The sequence below is a fragment of the Protaetiibacter larvae genome (assembly GCF_008365275.1).
In the GTDB taxonomy this organism is placed as follows: domain Bacteria; phylum Actinomycetota; class Actinomycetes; order Actinomycetales; family Microbacteriaceae; genus Homoserinibacter; species Homoserinibacter larvae.
The window spans coordinates 58848-77889 of sequence record NZ_CP043504.1; the positions used below are offsets into that span (position 1 = coordinate 58848).

The window sequence follows — 19042 nt, forward strand, 5'->3', positions numbered from 1 at the left end:
CGCAGAACCCGAAGAGGTTCCGTGTGAGGGTGATCTGTCGGATTCTGCAGGTCTCGCCGTCGGGCTACTACGAGTGGCTCGGCCGGCCGCCGTCGGCGCGCTCGGTTCGTGACGGGGAGCTGGTCCCGATCATTCGCCGAGTTCACGAGGAAGCTCGGGGAACCTACGGAGTCCGCCGCGTTCACGCCGAGCTGACGCTGGGCAGACATCTGACCGTGTCGCGTCGGCGCGTCGAACGGCTGATGCGGGAGGCCGGACTGCAAGGCGTCCACCGGCGCCGCTGGCGGGGTGGGGGCGGCCGCCAGCCAGCAGTGTTCGAGGACCACGTGCAGCGCGTGTTCACCGCTGACCGGCCCGACAAGCTCTGGGTGACCGACATCACCCAGCACCGCACCACAGAGGGGTGGGTCTACTGCGCCGCGGTGATCGACGTCTACTCGAGGCGCTGCGTCGGCTGGTCGATCGCGGACCACCTTCGCACGGAGCTGATCGTCGACGCGCTCGACATGGCACGTTGGCGCCGGAAGCCGGTTGGCACGATCCTGCACTCCGACCGCGGCACCCAGTTCACCTCCTGGCTGTTCGGGTCCAGACTGCGCGAGGCAGGCCTCATGGGCTCGATGGGGAAAGTCGCCTCCACCTACGACAACGCCCTCATGGAATCGTTCTGGGGCTCGATGCAGATCGAGCTCCTCGACCGGCGAGCCTGGGCCACTCGCGCCGAACTCGGACAGGCGATCTTCGAATGGATCGAGAGCTTCTACAACCCCACCAGACGCCACTCCGCGCTCGGCTACCTCAGCCCGATCCAATTCGAAAACCTTCACAAGCCCGCACAAGACGCGGCATGATCAACAACCAGAAACCGTCCGGGAAACCGGGGACAGGTCAGAGCCGAGTTCAACGTCCACCACCCGGCGACCGTGTAACTGCGACCCGGCGTCAACCCGGTCACCGTGCGAGAAGTCTGAATCGTGCCGGTACCGGACCGGTTCGGATGCAGGAACCCCGTGGAGGCATGCGCCTGGGTCGCGTCCGTCACCTGGGTGAGCGTCGACGGCGACACCGGTGCCCACCCCTCCGTGCTCCCGGTGGTCTCGAACCCGTCGGAGGCGACCGTGGATGCCGGATGGGTGACCGTGCCACCCGGGAAACTCCACGACATGCCGCTCGTCGCGCCTGCCCCTGAGCGTGTTGAGCGCCGAACGACTTGGGCGTGCCTCGACACGGTGCGGGCACTGGCGCGCGCCCCGGTGGGATCGACCTGGATGATGACATCCCCTGTACGCCAACCCCACCACTGACGCTGCGCATACCGGGCGGCGGCGCAACCACCGCCCTCTCCGTCGCCCACTCCACCCCCTCCCACACGCCTCACGAGGGCTCGCTCGAGTCTCCCGGAATCTCGACTGGGTCGTTCACCCACTCATTGAGGTAGATGGCCCCCTTCTCCGTGGTGACACGGACCTCTCCGCCCTCGCGAACATATCGGCCGGAGCAGAGGGCGAAAACCACTTCGCCGATCAAGTGCAGTGACCCTGTGATCAGCTCACTCGATGCTTCGTACGGCACCGCCAAGATCGCGCTGACCCGAAGCTCATGCGGTGCCCACCAGACCCGCACCGACGTGTGCGCCGTCGGGTTGAGCAATTCGGCGTACTCCATGCGATCCAACCCGTAGGCACTATCGGCCCCGGTGCTGAATCGCCAACCGTCCGGCAGTTCGCGCGCGATGCGTACCAACTCCCCGCGGATCCCGTCTCCCGTGAGCGCCTTCATCGGTACATCCCGATGTTGATGTGGCGAGTTCGAGCTGGCCCGATGCCGATGCGGAACACATTCGTTCCGTTGCTTCGTGTGCCCATCCAGTTCCATCCGATCCTGACGTAGCCCTTGTTCAGCAGTCCTGTTCCGCGCGCAAACAACGTAGAGGTCTGCGAGGTCAACGAACCGCGGGCAAGGAGTGTCCCCACCGTCGTAACGGCCGGTTTGGTGATCCCGCGCACAATGATCGTTTCGGATGCGCGGGCCGCCGCATAGCCGGCTGCCGACCCAATCGCCCCGCCGACTGGCGCGGTTGCGGCTCCGCCCCAGAGCGCACCGAACGTGTAGAAGCCATTCGATTGGATCTCGGATGCCGCGTTCTTGGCGCTCTCCCCGCCGATCGCGTTGCGGATGACGCCCGTGAAGCTCGTCTCACCGGCAAGCATGCATAGCGGGCAGAACGTAACCGCGTCACCGATTCCTACGAAGATCGCGGAGATGTTCATGCCGATGTTGCAGCCCACGTCTCCATCCCCCGAACAGTTGCCGCTGAGGTCGAACTGGTTGATGGGGTCGCTGGGGTAGTCGTATGCGTTGGTGACGCCTCCTTCGACGGGGTCGATGGAGAGGAACCGGCCGAGGCTGGGGATGAACACGCGGGCGCCCATCTCGATGGCGGCGATCGAGCCTTGGTGTTCGTAGAGGCGTTTCGCACCCCCGACCCACGCGTAGTCCGCATCCCCGGGGGTGGTGTCGTCGGCGGTGGTGGTGCCGATCCTGCCGATGGCCGGGTCGATGGGTTGCCCGAACGGGTCATAGGAGGCGCGGGCACCGACCCGTGCACCGGTGGGGTCGGCTTGCAAGATCACATCCCCGTGCAGGTTCGGGAACGCCCACCCCACCACCGCGGAGGCGGCGTTCACCCGAACGGTGGCACCACCGGGCAGACCGATGGTCGCTTCGAACCCGGCACCCGTGGTGACCGCCCACGGGGCGTCTCCTGCCCCCGCATACAGGTACTTCGTCACCTCCGGGGACGGATCCCCGTGGGGCCGGCTTTCACGGTGCGTTGCACGACCCGATCCGCCGCATCCCGCAGATACTCGATGATCGTGCCCGCATCCAACACCGTGCCCGTGTACCGGTCGCTGATGTCGTGGGCGAGAGTCTGATCCGCCAGGCGGGTCGTGTTGCCCCGCGCGTCATACACCAACGACGCACCCGGCCCCGTCGCGGTGAAGGTGTAGGACAACTGCTTCCACACCCCCACCCCCTCTCGCCCGACACCAGCTGATCAGTCCGGTGCCACGGACTCATTGGTTCTGCACGCACGCCTGATCGGTGATGCTTCCATCCGGATGAAGCCATCCTTCCGTCGGGACTCCGTTCGCCAAGGGAAACTCGGCCTCCCGCGAGGTCTTCGAATCCAGCACCTGCACCAGGATCGATCTGCTCTTGTCGAAATCGAACTCCGCGATCTCCTCAAGCGAATCGCCCAACGTCGCGCGATCCAGAACTCCGCCCGCCTCGATTCGCACGAATGGGCTCGCGACCCACACTTCTTGCCGTCGGTCTTGCCATTGATCGACCCACAACTCGTCGACCTGGACCGCGTCGCAGAATGCGATTCGAATGTCTTCGCCCTCGCGCTGCAGCGACAAATGACCTGCAGGCGGGCGTTCGGCGAGACAGCCCGACAGAGACAGGCACACTACAACCCCCACACCCACCGTCAGCAAGGGTCGTAGCTCGTGCCGCCGGGCGCTAGCCGCTCGATTGGGTTCCAACATCCACCCCCTCCGACGGGCGCGTTTCCTGTGGCATACGAAACACCTGCCCCCAGAATCCATATTGAAGCAGAGGGGACTGCTGGAGGTTGAGGTGACTCCTTGACCTGCCCGATGGTCGGGTCGATGGTTTGCCCGAACGGGCCAAAGGAGGCGGGGGCACCGGTTCTCGTGGGGTCGGTTGGGATGATGACATCCCCGTGGAGGTTCGGGAACGCCCAGCCGACCACCGCTGCTCCGCTTCACCCACGTAGTCCCGCGATATCACTCGCCTGTCACCGACACTCCGCACCGGCGCGCGATCTCTGCGCGAAGACGCTCGAGCTCGTGGGTGCGCCGCTCTGGCCAGAGTTCCCAACGGCTACGCCCAACGGGAAGCGAGAGCAGAGCGGGCAAGCCACTCGCCGCGTCGACCTCGAGCACAATGGTCGGCACCTCCCGCGTCTCCGGCAACCCGGCATCGACACTGCGCACAGCGGAGCGCGAGAACGACACAAGCCGTGCAGACGACGACCAGAACTCAACGTCGACATCAATCTTGAGCACCAGGTACGCAGGAAGGGGTCCCGCGAGCGGGTCGGCGCCCCGAACTCGCGGTAGCCCATGCACGAGATCACTCGTGCGCTGGCAGATCACCACGAGCGCTCCCGGCGCCTCACGCCGAAGTCGTGCGGCCCGCCGCCGCATCGGCTCGATGAACGCAGCAAGCACGACGGCCACGCCGGCAAGGGTCGGGCCCACCGCCCAAAGGGCTGCACTCCACCTCGGGCCCAGCATCGCCACGGTGTCGGCAAACCCAGCAACCACCGCGAGAACGACGCCACCGACGCCGACCAGGGCCAGATACACCCACTTCACGTTGCCCCGCCTCTGACAGCAGCCGCCCGCCGCTGCCGATACTGCTCATCGCTCAGCAACGGCTCCCCCGGCTCTCGAAGCACGAACCCCGTCTGGTGATCCACCGTCGCGAGATTGACGAACGCGTGCGGCGCCGTCGTGTACCCCGCCCGCGCCTCGACATCCCGCCGGTGCAATCCCGCGGCACCAACCCCCACCGTGGCGATGCCGAGCACGATCGTGATCACGATCGCAGCCGACGTCAGCATCGGAAACGAACCGCCGACCACCATCACGAGAACACCCGTCCCGCATCCGAACACGACCAATGCCGCGGCAACGATCACCAAGGCGCGTTGATACCTCATGAGTGAGATACCCGGCACAACCACGATCCGCCTCATCCGTTCCCTCCCCGTGCAGTGTCAGCAACAAAGTAGCCACCACCCAAGAGCAACGCACGGGAATCGAACAGCATCCCGATAGTCTCGGTGTTTCGCGCCGAAGCGCCCATCGCCACCCCGATGCCGCGCGCCGCAAAGCCACCCAAGCCCATCGAGGTCGCGACCAACCCGACCCCGCATGACACTGTGAGCCCGAATGTCGCGCAGTCAAGGCCGGTCGCGACCGCTCCAGTCGAGACCGAGACGATGCCGAGCAGCGCCGCAACGGGCGCTCCCACCCCCTCCACAATTCCTTGGGCCGCAGGGAACCGGGCACGGTTCAACGTCAACTCGTGCGAAGCAGCCGTCTTCGGTCGAGCCAAGTGAGATCCACCCGTTATCCAACAGTCCCTACCCCGCGTTGTCGATCAAAGGCGCGGATTGCGTACATGCCATCCGAGCGCGACCAGCCGGTTGTTTCGCTGATTCGCTGCTCGATATCCGGGCGCAGCTCGCCCAGGCCGAGTCGTGCCGCCGCGCGGGCGGCAGTCGACCACAAGCCGTCGTCCCGGAGAAGACGTCTGAGCACCTCGACCAGGTGGGCGGCATGCTCACGCTGGCCGCCGAGAGCCGCCACGAAACCGCGCCGGACAACCCCAAGTTCCTCACGCTCAACGATCTCGACCAGCCCCGAGAACAGCTGCGGATCCCGACTCGTTCGCATCGCATCACCGATCGAGTAGCGCAGATCACGAAGCACCGGCGCCACAAGATTGGGAGCGGGAAGCACCGCATCCACGTACGGGAACATCTCGTACAGCAACCAACGACGCCCTGCCGGTTGCGCCCGCGCATGGCCGAGAAGGTAGATCGCCTCCTCGGCCAGTTCAAAGTTCTCCACGAGCACGTCCATGTGATCCTGGATGACTTTGATGGCCGTCGCATCCGTCGGGTCGACTTCACTCACCCGCAGAACCGACGCACCGGCGCGTCCGAGCGCTTCCAGCACCGGAGCCCCGACACGGGCGTACTCCACAGCACGCTCCGCTGCAGCCTCGACGGCACGAAGCATGGCTTCGCTCGCTGCACGCGAGTCGTGCGTGGCATCAAAGACCTCACGCGCGATTCGCGCCTGCCTCCGGCTAGTCACGCGCACGCCGACCCGATCAGACACAACCTGATCCTCCCCGCCTCAATTTCCGCCCATAGGGGTGCCGAGAGGCGAGTCTGCTCACCGACCCATAGTTCGAGGATCTTGTTCTGATCCGTCGCGAGTTGCTGATAGTCGCGTAATTGGAGCGTGAAGGCCTGATATTTAGTAAACTTCACTTCTTGGATTGCAGTCATCGAAACTCCATCGGGTATTCGCACCCGTCCGTTTATCTCGAACCTGGCCGTGTTGACCGTGATCGTAGTGCCGCGAATGCCTTGCTGGCCGAGTCGCACCGGCGTTGCACCGGATGCTTGCGATGAGCCGAGGCCGCCTTTCGCCAGCCCGTCGGCAGCTCCATTCGCTTGCGTTTGTGCACCAAAAACCAACCGGACGCCGGCCACCCCGCCGCGACCGGGGTTGCACCGGCAGTGCACGTCTCCCAATCGCCATTCATCGTCGCGGGCGCCACTGAGGTCGTATCGGTTGATGGGGTCGGCGGGGTAGTCGTATGCGTTGGTGACGCCTCCTTCGATCGGGTCGATGGAGAGGAACCGGCCGAGCCCGGGCACGAACACTCGCGCGCCCATCTCGATCGCGGCGATCGAGCCTTGGTGTTCGTAGAGGCGTTTCGCACCGCCGACCCAGGCGTAGTCGGCATCCCCGGGGATGGTGTCGGGGGTGGTGTCGTCGGCGGTGGTGGTGCCGATCCTGCCGGTGGCCGGGTCGATGGGTTGCCCGAACGGGTCATAGGACGCGCGGGCACCGACCCGTGCACCGGTGGGGTCGGCTTGCAAGATCACATCCCCGTGCAGGTTCGGGAACGCCCACCCCACCACCGCGGAAGCGGCATTCACCCGAACGGTGACACCACCGGGCAGACCGATGGTCGCTTCGAACCCAGCACCCGTGGTGACCGCCCACGGGGCGTCTCCTGCCCCCGCATACAGGTACTTCGTCACCTCCGGGGACGGATCCGTGGGGCCCGTCTTCACGGTGCGTTGCACGACCCGATCCGTCGCATCCCGCAGATACTCCACCGTCGTGCCACCCACCGTGGTGCTGGTGTGCCGGTTGGCGATGTCGTAGGTGAGGGTCTGATCCGCCAGGCGGGTCGTGTTGCCGTGGGTGTCGTAGACCAGCGACGCACCCGGCTCCGTCACGGTGAGACTCCCGCCCCCGACCGGGTTCGCACCCGCAGGCGCCCCCGTCACCGTCGTGCCGGTGAGCCGATCCGCGGTGTCGTAGCAGTACCCCACCACCGTCGGGGCCCCACCATCCTGGATATCCGTGTAGGAGGTGCGGTTGCCGTTCCTCCCCGCACCCGCACTGCCACACGCTCCGGTGCCGAACCCGTACTCCAGCTCATGCCTCGGGATCGACGCATGCACCAAACGGCCCGCCCCGTCGAAGCGGTAGGTGGAGGACTCCACCGTCGCCCCGTCGGTGAGGGTGTCCCGGATGATGCGACCCGACTGCGACCTCACCACCTCATCCGACACCGTGCTCGTGGCACCCGACTCCGTCCAGGCGTCCTGGGTGACGGTGACGTCATCCCACCCCATCAACACCCCCGACACGGTGCGGGTCGCGGTCAAGGTGAGCTCGTGCGAGGTGCCGGTTGCGGTGAAGGTGTAGGACAACTGCTTCCACACCCCCACCCCCGCCGCCGACACCGGGGTCGACGCACCCACACCGGTCACCCCCACCGAGCCGGTCGAAGCACCCAGAGCCGAGTTCACCGTCCACCACCCAGCGACCGTGTAGCTGCGACCCGGAGTGAGACCGGTCACCGTGCGAGAAGTCTGGATCGTGCCGGTGCCCGACCGGTTCGGATGCAGGAACCCCGTGGAGGCATGCGCCTGAGTCGCATCCGTCACCTGGGTCGACGTCGACGGCGACACCGGCACCCACCCCTCCGTGCTCCCCCCAGTCTCGAACCCATACGAGGCGATGGTGGATGCCGGATGGGTGACCGTGCCACCCGGGAACGCCCACGACACCCCCGACGTCGCACCCGTCTGATCGCGGGTGATACCGGACAAGGCCGCGCCGGAGGCTGATCCGCCCTCCCCGTACACCACCGACGACAACAGCTGGTCGCTCGCATAGACGGGGTCCGCCACCAGCACCCCGCCAACGGTGACGGCCTGCACCTTCCCATCGGCGTCGTAGGTGTATGCCTGCACGATCGCGGCACCCGCTGCCGGGGTGGTGGAGGTCGACAACAACCGACCCGTCTTCACCTCGAAAGCGGGAACGGTGACCGTGCCCCACACGTCCGTGTACCTCACCACCCGCCCCAACAGGTCGATCTCGGTCGTGATGGTGCCCGCCGGATCGTGCACGGTCGCCTTCAACGGATCCCCACCGGCCGCATAATCGAAGTCCACCGTGCGCGCCTGACCGGTGCCCGGGGCCAGCCGGGTCTGGGTGACCCGGCCGCGCAGGTCGTAGCTCACACACGACCATGCCGCATCGCCCGACGTGATCGACCCGACCGCACGCCCGAACAGGTCATACGCGTACTGCGTGGACACCGACGCCGGCGCCGGACCCGTGGTCTGCTTCAACGCCCCGAACTGCGGCGTCGTCGCCGGCAACCCGCAGCGGGCGGTGCCGAGCTGCTCGGTGTCGTTGTAGTACGAGGAGGTCGTCGAGGCGCCCCCTCCGGAGGGCATGGTGCGGGTGAGGCGCCGCAACCACGAGTTCGCGGCCGTCGTGGGGCCTTCGTAGCTGATGGTGGTGGTGAGGTTCAGCCCGGCCGGGTCGATCGAGCTGGTCTTCGGCTGCCCGAGCCAGGGGCGGGTGCCGTAGCCGGTGGTCGTGGTGAGCGGGGTCACCACGTTGCTCGGCAGACCGGAGCCGGTGGGGACGGCGTCGTCGACGGTGCTCGTGGTGGCGAGGCCGTAGTCGGGGGTGAGGGCACTGTCGGGCACATCCGTGAACGCAGCCCCGTTGATCGACCATTGCAGGTTCAGGTTCGCGCCGCCGGCGATCTCGATGAAGTCCACCCGAATGTGCCGCCGCTCCCCTGCGGTTATGCCGGTGATGACCGGCCCGACCTTCGTGGAGACGACGCCGTCATCGGCGGGGTCCGACAGCAGGAGTTCGTCGCCCAAGAACAGGCGTCCGCCGTCGTCGAGGGTGGTGCGGAACTGGTAGTCGCCGGCGGTGGGGAAGCTGATGGTGCCGTTCATGCGCAGCGAGAAGTTGTCCGCCGGGACACTGGTGGTGGGTGAGCCGCCGGCCCAGTGGCGGGAGCCGAGGGTGCCGGTTCCGCCGACCAGGCCAGCGCTGAAGTCCACCGGCCGGCCGGAGAAGTTGTTGGTGGCGAAGTACGCCACCTGGAGTCCCTGCATGCCCTGGTCGTAGTCGGTGTGGGTGTGCGCCACCAGGATCGGACAGGACGCCAACGGGGTGCGCTCTGGGCCGAAGCAGGCCGTCGGGGCGGGACCGTAACGGTCGGTGGGCAGGTCGGTGAACGGGTCGTAGATGGTGGTGGAGGTGCGACCCCACGCGTCGGTGGACGACAGCAGCTGATCCTTCGTACTCCACACCTGCTTGGAGGTGAGCCCGAGCGGGCTCGTGGAGGAGGTGGCACGCCACCCGGAGTCGTAACTGACCGTGCCGGCGTGGGCGCCCGACGGGGCTCCCGACAGGTTCAGCCCGTCGATGTCGACCGTGGTGGTGCCGGAACCGTAGCCGAATGTCTTCTTCGGGCGCAGCCCGGCGGTGACGCCGTCCGGGGCCGGGGAGATGACAGCGCTGACCTTGCCGCTCGCGTACTCGATGACGGTGGCGTTGAGGTCGGTCGCGGGCCGGGCGGGGTCGACCGCCTTGCGCCAGTCGTTCACCAGCGGATCCCAGATGCGGGTCAGCACCCCGTCGGTGTACCCGAACACCACCTGCTCACCGCCCGGATCCACGATCGACACCAGCTGCCCAGCAGCGTTGTAGAACAACCGCGTCGTGTCGTCCACACCCGCGACCCCGCCGACCACATGCCCGGGATACACGATCCGGCACAGGAACCCGGCAGGTGGGGTGCTGTAACCGGACTCGGCCGGGATCGGGCAGGCGCCCCCCGACATGTCGCCGTCGGCCACCCCCAGCCCGAGGGCGGTGGTGGCGACGTTGTCGCCGCCGTACACGAACTGCACCTTCCGGGTGGTGCCGCCGGCCACCGAGTCGGCGATCAGATCCGGCACCCCCGCCAGGCCGCGGTAGGCCACCTGCGGGGTAGCGGGCTTCTTCGCATCCTGCGGGGTGGTCACCGAAGACACCTTCCCTGCAGCGTCGAACTGGTACACGGTGCCGCCCTCGTCCAACGTCACCTGCCCCGCACCGTCGAGAGCGAGCACCCCGTACTCGCCGGGCGGGGCGGTGTAACCGCCGCCGGACTTCGCCGCATAGCTGTGCACCGAGCCGGTCACATCCGTCAGCGTCACCGAGGTGCCCGTCTTGGTCGCGAGCGTATAGAAGCCACCCGCGCCGCTGATCGGGCCGGACCCCGACCACCCGCCCGGCAGATACTGCACCTTCTTGGTCAGCCAGTCCGCCTGCACCGGGATGCCGGCCGCATCGATCCCCGGACCCTTCACCCACAGCTCGATCCGTGCGTCGCCGGTCGTGTCGAAGTACTCCACCCTGATCGGGGTCGCCGCCGCCGGCAGGGTCGCGGCGGCACCCCAGTCGGTGACGACGCTCGTGCCGGTGCTCGTCCACTTGTCCAGCACCGTGGTGCTGCCGTTCAGCACGACACGTGCGCCGTCGTTGCGCACCACCCCGAAGGTGTAGCTGCCGGCGGTCGGCACCGTCACGAATCCCTCCCAGCGGACCAGCCAGTAGTCCGCCGGCACCGCGGGCGCCACCGGGTCCGCCCCGATGAAGCTGACCATCGGGTTGGTCTGGGTGAGCACCGGCGTGCGGCCGGCGAAGTCGAACACCGTGGTGGAGGTCTGCCCCTGGTTCAACGCGTCGAAGTACGAACCCACCAGCCCCCGGTTGGCGTTCGGGTCGGCCTGCGAGTTGTAGGAGAACCCAAGCCCCATCGGCCCCCCGAGGGTCGACACCGTCGGCGAGGCGAAGCTGAGTGCCAGGTTGCCGTTGGTGAGGTTCACCGTCGCCGGCCCCGCGCTGTCGAGAGGCGACGGACCCGAGGTGCCCAGACGCCGGTCCACCCGGAAACGTCCCACCCACGCCTGCTCCGCCTCATCGGAGCCGTCGTCGGCCCACACCCGCCAGGTATACGAGCCACCATCCAGCAACGACCCCTCCACCGGGGTCCACGTCACCGCGGCACCCGGGGTCGTGGACGACGGCGTCAACCACCCCGAGGTGACCACCGCACCCGCGCGACCGTCAGCGCCGGTCGCCACCACGAACTTGTACCGCACCGGATCCGCATCATCCGGATCCGCCACGTACGGCACCGAGAACTCTGGCGTCGTGGTGGTCACCACCTCCCCCTCCGCAGGGGCGGTCCCCGACTGGCCGATCACCGGGGTGTCGTTCGTCACGAAATACCAGGACGGGTTCGTCGCGGTGCGTTGCGTGTTGTTGCCCAAGTACCCGTCGTTGCCGTCGCGCACCGTCACCCGGTACCGGTACGCCGTGTTCGGCTTCAACACGTTCGACGGCACCCGGAACTCGCCCGCGTTCGTCCAACCGGTGTCGTAGGCGAGGTTCGAGAACACGGGGGCACCGTTCGTGTTCACCGTTCCCGTGCCGCCGCCCACGATCTCCTCGAACTCGTACCTGTAGCTGAGCGCCGTGCCGGAATCGGTGCTGCCGGTGGCCTGCATCCTCGGCGCCCGCGGCCCCACCTGCCCGGCCACCGGCGTCGCCCCCGTCACCCCCGTCACCGACGGGTAACTCGCATACCAGATGCCCAACTCGGTGTACACACCCTTGTAGCTGTAGCCGGTGTTCGCCTCCGAAGCGCTGCGGAACCCCAACCAGTTCGAGTACTGACCGTTGCGCACCCAGCCCGCAACCGTCACATCCAGGTCGTCGACGAAGCCCTCGCTCGCCGCCGCACTCCCGTTGCAGAGACCGAACGACGAGATGTCACCGCCGTAGCTGGCCACGGAGCTCGGACTGCTCGACCCCGAACCCACATACCCCACCTGGCAGCTCGCCGTGCCCGTCGTGTACGCCATCCCCAGCACCGCACTCCACACATAGTTGCCCGCGATGCTCGACAACGGGTACTGCGCGAACCCGCGCCAATAGAGCGCGTGATTCGCCTGCCACGGGTTCCCGAACCAGGTGGCGCCGCTTTGCACCACCCCATCCGACTTGAACGACTTCTGCCCCGACGGGCCAGGGAACGTCGACGGATCCACCGTCACCGGGAACACCCGCGACCCATCCGCCAACCACGCCGGGTCGGGTCGCAACGTCAGCACCCAGTCGTCGCCCTGCGGCTCGACCGACGCCGCGACCGGCGCCGACTCCGGCTCACGCACCCCGAACTCGCCAGAGGAATCCCACATCACCGGCGTGGGGATCGAGAACCGCACCGCACCGGCCGCATCGACCGCCTCGAAACCACCGGCACCATCCGACCGCACCACCAACCCCGGAGCCGACAGCAGCCACCGGAACACCGGCGCCTCCTTCGGCGGCCCCGCCAACACCAGCGACTCCTTCACACTCGAGGCATCCACCTCGTACTCCAGGTCGACCCCGTCGAACACGCCCCGGAACCGTACCGGCCCCTGCCCGCCATCCCGGTACCGCGCCAACGACCCCGCCACATCCGCAGCCCCCAACAACCGCCAACTCAGCGACGCATCCCCGTAACGCACCGTCGCCACCTCGCCACCGGACCGACGCGCGAACACCGGCGCCAGAGGATGATCCTCGTCAGCCCACCCGCCCTCGACCGACCGCACCGTCGGATCCGACGGAACCCACACGCCACCCCGGAACACGTTCACCGGCGTCTGGCTCACCAACGCCAACCGCGGCGCCCCCGGCACCTTGTAGCTCGTCGAGAACTCATCGCGCCCCACCACCTCGAGCGCATCCAGATCGAGCTCCGACAGCTTTGGCAGCTCCGTCCGCTGCTGCACCGGGGCGAACAGCTGCGCGAAATCCGTGCGAACCCGCGACGACTCCGGCTCGAACTCGCCGAGCGGAATCGTCGACACCGGCACCGGCGCGGCCGTCGAGACCGGTGCCGACAACACCAACCCCGGATCCACCGGCAACGCCTTCGCCGCCACGGGCGACAGCGTCGCCGCCACCAACACGGCAGACAACCCGAACGACACCCCAGCGCGACGCGCGAACGGCAAAAGAGACAACGTCAGACCCCATCGACGAACCAGCAAGGCTCGCGACGAGGAGCATCGCGATAGCCAGGAAACTAGCGAAACTCCGGTTCTCGCGTCTAGACCACTGAGGATGGATCAACAGCCCAGTCTGCCCCCAATTCCGGGGGTACAGCGGTGATCTCGAGACGCGTCCGCGACGCGGGCGCACCTCGATCACCTGGAGTGGTGCGCGCCGCGCGGGCGCTCCTCGATCACCTCGGGCGGCCTTCCGGCTACACCGAGACGATGCGGCGCGCGCCGGTCTCGAACTCCTCGAGGTCGCCCGTCTCGCCCGCGAGCGCCGCGCGACGGCCGAGCACCCACTGGTAGACGAGGAAGGCGGCGAGGGCCGCCGTGCCGATGCCGATCTTGAGCGGCCACGGCCAGTCCTGCCGAGTCACGAAGCCCTCGATGATGCCCGACACCAGCAGCGCGACCGCGAGCCCCACGACGACTGTGAAGAAGGCGCGGCCATCCTGGGCGAGCGCTTGCGCGCGCGTGCGGGCTCCGGGGGCGATCCACGACCACGCGATCATGAGCCCCGCGGCCGCGGCCAGGAACACGGCATACAGCTCGAGCTGCCCGTGCGGCGAGATGTAGAGGAAGAACTGGTCGAGCCGGTCGTAGTGGTTCATGACGGCCGCCGAGATGCCGAGGCTCTGCGCATTCGAGAACACCACCATCGGCACCCAGATGCCGAGGATGCCGAACACGATGCACTGGGCGGCGATCCAGGCGTTGTTGGTCCACACCTGGGCCGCGAACCCCGCCTCGGAGCTCGCCGAGTAGTAGCCCACGAAGTCGCGCTCGGCATACGCCCGCAAGTCGGACGGCATCCCAAGCGTGGCGAACGCGCGCGGGTCGCTCGTCAGCCAGACGAAGTAGGCGGAGGCGATCACCGCAGTCGCGAACGCGACGGCGAGCGTGAGCCAGCGCACCCGGTACAGTGCCGCGGGCAGCTGGACGCCGGCGAACACGGTGAGTGCGCGCAGCGGATTGCGGCGCACGCCGGTGAACAGCAGTCGCGCCCGCCAGAGCGCGAGAGAAAGATGCTCGCCCTGTGCCGACCCGCCGACGGTCGACCGGATCGTCGCGAGCTGCGACGCCCCCGTCTGATATCGGTCGATGAGCTCATCGGCCTCGGGGCCCGACGGACGCCGATTCCGCGCGAGCAGGGCGAGTCGATCCCACTCCGCACCGTGGGCGGCGGCGTAGGCATCGAGGTCCATCTGCTTGGATGATACCCATGGCGGCGGAGCCCGACGCGGACTGGATCGACACCCTCGCGGAATCCGACGCGCTCCTCACCGGCGAGGCGGTCGCGCTCGACCTGCGGCCCGCGAGCTTCGCCCTGCGCGCCGGCGGTGCCGCCATCGACGTGGCGGTCTCCGCGCTCGCCTTCATCGGGCTGCTGTTCGCCTTCTTCGTCCCCTCCGCCTGGGCGGGCCTCGAAGGCGCGTGGGGCTCCGTCTTCGTGATCGTGAGCCTCGTCGGAGCCTTCGTGGTGCTGCCGTGCCTCGTCGAGACCCTCAGCCGCGGCAAGTCCCTCGGTCGGCTCGCCGTCGGTGCACGCATCGTGCGCGACGACGGCGGCGCGGCCGGCTTCCGGCACGCCGCCATCCGCGCGCTCGCCGGGGTGATCGACTTCCTTTTCACGCTCGGCGGGCTGGCCGCCCTCGTGGGGCTGCTCTCCCCGCGCTCGAAGCGCCTCGGCGACCACCTCGCCGGCACCTACGCCCAGTACGAGCGGGCCCCGCACGTGGCGACCCCGATCTTCGGGATGCCGCTCGAACTGCTCGGCTGGGCGGGCGTCGCCGACGTCGCGCGGATGCCGGATCCGCTCGCCCGGCGCATCGCGAGCTTCCTGGCATCCGCCCGCGAACTCGACCCCGCGCGCCGCGGCTACCTCGCGCAGCAGCTCGCCTTCGAGGCCTCGCAGTTCGTCGCGCCGCTGCCGTCCGTCGAGCCGGAGCTGTTCCTCGCGGGCGTCACCGTCGCGCGACGCGACCGTGAGGCGCGCGCCCTGCACCTCGAGGCCGAGCGCCTCGCCCAGCTGGAACCGCAGCTGCGCGGCTGAACCGGCGAACCGGCGAACCGCTCAGTAGCGGTAGTGGTCCACCTTGTAGGGGCCCTCCACCGGCACGCCGATGTAGTCCGCCTGCTCGGGGGTGAGCACCGTGAGCTCCACACCGAGCGCCGCAAGATGCAGGCGCGCCACCTTCTCGTCGAGCACCTTCGGCAGCACGTACACGCGCGTCTCGTAGGCGGCCCGGTTGACCCACAGCTCGAGCTGGGCGAGCACCTGGTTCGAGAACGAGTTGCTCATCACGAAGCTCGGATGTCCGGTGGCGTTGCCGAGGTTCATGAGCCGCCCCTCGGAGAGCACGAGCACGCTGCGGCCGTTCGGCAGCCGCCACTCGTGCACCTGCGGCTTGATCTCGACCTTGACCGCACCCGCGAGGGCCTCGAGGCCCGCCATGTCGATCTCGTTGTCGAAGTGACCCACGTTGGCGACGATCGCCTGGTGCTTGAGCCCCAACAGGTGCTCGACGGTCACGACGTTCTTGTTGCCGGTGCCGGTGACCAGCAGGTCGACCTGGTCGATGACGCTCTCCAGGCGGGCGACCTGGTATCCGTCCATCGCCGCCTGCAGGGCGTTGATGGGGTCGATCTCGCTCACGATCACGCGGGCGCCCTGGCCACGCAGCGCCTCCGCCGCGCCCTTGCCGACGTCGCCGTAGCCGGCCACGAACGCGACCTTGCCGCCGATCAGCACGTCGGTGGCGCGGTTCAGGCCGTCGGGCAGGGAATGACGGATGCCGTACTTGTTGTCGAACTTCGACTTGGTGACCGAGTCGTTGACGTTGATCGCCGGGAACAGCAGGCGCCCGTCGCGGTGCAGTTCGTAGAGGCGGTGCACGCCGGTGGTGGTCTCCTCCGTGACGCCCTGGATGTCGGCCGCGATGCGCGTCCAGCGCTGCGGGTCGGACGCGATCGAGGCGCGCAGCACATCCAGCACGACGCTCCACTCGTGGCTCGCGTCGTCGGGGGTTGCGGGCACCGCGCCCGCGAGCTCGTACTCGCGACCGGTGTGCACGAGCAGGGTGGCGTCGCCGCCGTCGTCGAGGATGAGGTTGGGGCCGGTCCAGTCGGCTCCGGCCGCGGCGGCCTCGGCGGACCAGTCGAAGATCTGCGTGGTCGCCCACCAGTACTCCTCCAGGGTCTCGCCCTTCCAGGCGAACACCGGCACGCCCGCGGGGGCGTCGACCGTGCCGTTCGGGCCGACGGCGACGGCGGCTGCGGCGTCGTCCTGGGTGGAGAAGATGTTGCAGCTCGCCCAGCGCACCTGCGCGCCGAGCGCCACGAGCGTCTCGATGAGCACCGCGGTCTGCACCGTCATGTGCAGCGAGCCCGCGATCCGCGCCCCGGCGAGCGGCTGGGACGCCCCGTACTCCTCGCGCAGAGCCATGAGGCCGGGCATCTCGTTCTCGGCGAGGCGCAGCTGGTGGCGTCCGGCTTCGGCGAGCGAGAGGTCGGCGACCTTGAAGGGGAGGGCGGTCGAGGCGGGGATGCTCATGCGTCCATTCTCGCAGGCTCGGCGCGTGCGTGACCGACGCCCGAGACGGGCGTCGGCGCTGGCGTCGCCGCGAAGGCCAGAAATGGCCTTCGCTCAGAGCTCCAGCGCGCGGATGAGGGCGAGCACCTCGTCGCGGACGGCGGCCATCCGCTCGGCGGTGTCGGCCTCCACGTTGAGCCGCAGCAGCGGCTCGGTGTTGGAGGGGCGCACGTTGAACCACCAGAAGCCCGCGTCGGGGGCGCCGGTCACCGTGAGCCCGTCGAGCTCGTCGAACTCGCCGCGCGCGGTGAAGGCGTCCACGATGCGCGTGTACGCGGCCGGGATGTCCTCGACCGTGGAGTTGATCTCACCCGAGAGCGCATACGGGTCGAACCGTGCGGCGAAACGCGACAGCGGCTGATCCTGCGCGCCGAACTCGGCCAGCAGGTGCAGTGCCGCGAGCATGCCGTTGTCGGCACCCCAGAAGTCGCGGAAGTAGTAGTGGGCGGAGTGCTCGCCGCCGAAGACCGCACCGGTCTCGTGCATGCGGTCCTTGATGAGCGAGTGACCCACGCGGGTGCGCACCGGCGTGGCCCCCGCGGCCTCGATCGCCTCGGGGACGAATCGCGAGGTGATGAGGTTGTGGATCACGAACACCTCGCCGGTCTCGCCCGCGGCTCGCACGCGGGCCACCTCGCGCACCGCGACGATCGCGGCGACCGCACTGGGCGTCACCGGGGCGCCGGTCTCGTCGACCACGAAGCAGCGGTCCGCGTCGCCGTCGAAGGCGAGGCCGAGGTCGGCGCCGTGCGCGACCACCGCCTTCTGCAGGTCCACGAGGTTCGCCGGCTCGAGCGGGTTCGCCTCGTGGTTCGGGAAGGTGCCGTCGAGCTCGAAGTAGAGCGGCACGATCTCGAGCGGCAGCGCGGGCAGCCCGGCCGCCTCGCCGAGCACGGCGGGCACGGTGAGCCCGCCCATCCCGTTGCCGGCATCCACCACGATCTTGAGGGGCCGGACCCCGGAGAGGTCGACGAGCGAACGCAGCTTGGCCGCGTAGGCAGCGAGCACGTCGCGGGTGGCGACGGTGCCGACAGCCTCGACCGGGGTCACGCCGCCCGTGTCGAGATAGGCCTGGGCACGGTCACGGATGGCGGCGAGGCCGGTCGCGAGGGAGATGCCCTGCGCGCCGGCCCGCGAGAACTTGATGCCGTTGTAGCTCGCCGGGTTGTGGCTCGCGGTGAACATCGCGGCGGGGGCGTCGAAGAAGCCGGATGCGAAGTAGGTCTCGTCGGTCGAGCACAGGCCGATGCTCACGACGTGCGCGCCGCGCGCCGACGCGCCGCGCGCGAAAGCCTCCGCGAACTCGGGCGAGGAGTCGCGCATGTCGTGGCCCACGATCACCTCGGTGCCGGCGGCGCCGAGCTCGTCGACGAAGCCCGCCGCGAGCGCTTCCACCACGGCGGGGGTCAACTGGCTGCCCACGAGGCCGCGGACATCGTAGGCCTTGACGAAGGCGCTCAGGTCAACGTTGCTCACGGACTACGACTGTAGTTCAGCCACCGTGACATGCCGCACGATCTGCCAGCCCTGCGGGGCCGAGAGGCGCTCGGCGTGCTGCGCGCAGAGGTCGTAGCTGTGGGGTTCCCGCCGCACCGCGAGCGGCCCGAGCACGGCCATCGCATCCGTGTAGTCGTAGGTCAGGGTCGCCACGGCCTCGCGGCCGCAGGCCACCTTGCTGCACGGTCGCGCACTCATCGGGCCGAGCCTACCGCCGCACCGCGCGGCCTAGACTGGCGACATGCCCCGATCCGCGCGCCGCGCATCGCCGCGGGCCGGCTACCGCGACCGGCACGGACGCGGCATCCGCTCGGCGGTGACCGGGCCGCACCTGCCGATGCTGCGCACGCGCGCCGACTTCTTCGACTCGTGCGTCGCCTCGGCCGTGGAGTATCTGCGCACCCTGTGGCCGCAGGAGCTCGCGGCGGTGCACTTCGAGGTGGCGTCGTTCCCGCGCGGAACGGCCGGACCGGAGGGGGTCGACCGCTGGCAGGTGGATCCTCGCGCTCGTCGCGTGACGCTGTACCGGGTGCCGATCGAGCGTCTCGTGCACCTGCACCGCGACGACGACTGGCACCGCCGCTCGTACATCGAGAGCTGCGTCTTCCGGGCAGTCGCCGAACTGCTCGGCAAGGATCCCTGGGATATCGCGCCGGAGCGCTACCGCCACTTCTGAGGCCGGG

At 68.6% G+C, this 19042-nt stretch carries 15 protein-coding genes; 3 read left to right on the forward strand and 12 right to left on the reverse strand.

The features are described from left to right. Positions 1 to 23 precede the first annotated feature (23 nt). Positions 24 to 851 (forward strand): IS3 family transposase, encoded by an 828-nt coding sequence (locus FLP23_RS00240; protein ID WP_425468265.1) that lies wholly within the window; start codon positions 24 to 26, stop codon positions 849 to 851. Between the two features lie 523 nt (positions 852 to 1374). Here the strand turns inward: FLP23_RS00240 and FLP23_RS00245 are convergent. The 9 genes from FLP23_RS00245 to FLP23_RS00285 all read right to left on the reverse strand — a co-directional run bounded on the left by FLP23_RS00245 (position 1375) and on the right by FLP23_RS00285 (position 14475). After that, a complete protein-coding gene (locus FLP23_RS00245) occupies positions 1375 to 1779 on the reverse strand; it encodes a hypothetical protein (RefSeq protein WP_149324027.1) in 405 nt (134 codons plus the stop codon). Next, positions 1776 to 2792: an RHS repeat-associated core domain-containing protein gene (locus FLP23_RS00250; protein ID WP_149324028.1), complete on the reverse strand. Its 1017-nt coding sequence runs from the start codon at positions 2790 to 2792 to the stop codon at positions 1776 to 1778. Before FLP23_RS00250 ends, FLP23_RS00245 begins: the two co-directional genes overlap by 4 nt. Next, a complete protein-coding gene (locus FLP23_RS00255; RefSeq protein WP_149324029.1) occupies positions 2789 to 3028 on the reverse strand; it encodes a hypothetical protein in 240 nt (79 codons plus the stop codon). Before FLP23_RS00255 ends, FLP23_RS00250 begins: the two co-directional genes overlap by 4 nt. A gap of 49 nt (positions 3029 to 3077) precedes the next feature. After that, positions 3078 to 3476 (reverse strand): hypothetical protein, encoded by a 399-nt coding sequence (locus FLP23_RS00260; RefSeq protein WP_149324030.1) that lies wholly within the window; start codon positions 3474 to 3476, stop codon positions 3078 to 3080. Positions 3477 to 3815: 339 nt separating this feature from the next. Beyond that, positions 3816 to 4409, reverse strand: a complete 594-nt coding sequence (locus FLP23_RS00265) for a hypothetical protein (protein WP_149324031.1) — start codon at positions 4407 to 4409, stop codon at positions 3816 to 3818. Continuing rightward, complete coding sequence (locus FLP23_RS00270; protein ID WP_149324032.1) at positions 4406 to 4738, reverse strand: hypothetical protein; 333 nt, start codon at positions 4736 to 4738, stop codon at positions 4406 to 4408. The genes FLP23_RS00265 and FLP23_RS00270 overlap by 4 nt, the downstream gene beginning before the upstream one ends. Before the next feature lie 430 nt (positions 4739 to 5168). Beyond that, positions 5169 to 5945, reverse strand: coding sequence for a hypothetical protein (locus FLP23_RS00275; RefSeq protein WP_149324033.1), 777 nt, complete (start codon positions 5943 to 5945; stop codon positions 5169 to 5171). After that, the gene (locus tag FLP23_RS00280; protein ID WP_246140136.1) at positions 5918 to 13183 is read right to left on the reverse strand and encodes a PA14 domain-containing protein; all 7266 of its coding nucleotides are present in this window, start codon (positions 13181 to 13183) and stop codon (positions 5918 to 5920) included. Before FLP23_RS00280 ends, FLP23_RS00275 begins: the two co-directional genes overlap by 28 nt. Before the next feature lie 296 nt (positions 13184 to 13479). Then, a complete protein-coding gene (locus tag FLP23_RS00285) occupies positions 13480 to 14475 on the reverse strand; it encodes a stage II sporulation protein M (RefSeq protein WP_149324035.1) in 996 nt (331 codons plus the stop codon). A gap of 17 nt (positions 14476 to 14492) precedes the next feature. Here FLP23_RS00285 and FLP23_RS00290 point away from each other — a divergent pair, with 17 nt between their 5' ends. Further along, positions 14493 to 15323 (forward strand): RDD family protein, encoded by an 831-nt coding sequence (locus FLP23_RS00290; protein ID WP_149324036.1) that lies wholly within the window; start codon positions 14493 to 14495, stop codon positions 15321 to 15323. Positions 15324 to 15344: 21 nt separating this feature from the next. On the opposite strand, the gene ahcY is transcribed toward FLP23_RS00290, so the two are convergent. The 3 genes from ahcY to FLP23_RS00305 all read right to left on the reverse strand — a co-directional run bounded on the left by ahcY (position 15345) and on the right by FLP23_RS00305 (position 18557). Next, on the reverse strand, positions 15345 to 16823 hold the full coding sequence (gene ahcY / locus FLP23_RS00295; RefSeq protein ID WP_149324037.1) for an adenosylhomocysteinase: 1479 nt from the start codon (positions 16821 to 16823) through the stop codon (positions 15345 to 15347). 93 nt (positions 16824 to 16916) lie between these two features. Then, entirely contained in the window at positions 16917 to 18338 is a 1422-nt protein-coding gene (locus FLP23_RS00300) for a phosphomannomutase/phosphoglucomutase (RefSeq protein ID WP_149324038.1), read from the reverse strand. Between the two features lie 3 nt (positions 18339 to 18341). After that, positions 18342 to 18557, reverse strand: coding sequence for a DUF3499 family protein (locus tag FLP23_RS00305; protein ID WP_149324039.1), 216 nt, complete (start codon positions 18555 to 18557; stop codon positions 18342 to 18344). Positions 18558 to 18600: 43 nt separating this feature from the next. Between FLP23_RS00305 and FLP23_RS00310 the strand changes: the two genes are divergently transcribed. Further along, complete coding sequence (locus FLP23_RS00310; RefSeq protein WP_149324040.1) at positions 18601 to 19035, forward strand: metallopeptidase family protein; 435 nt, start codon at positions 18601 to 18603, stop codon at positions 19033 to 19035. Positions 19036 to 19042 lie beyond the last annotated feature (7 nt).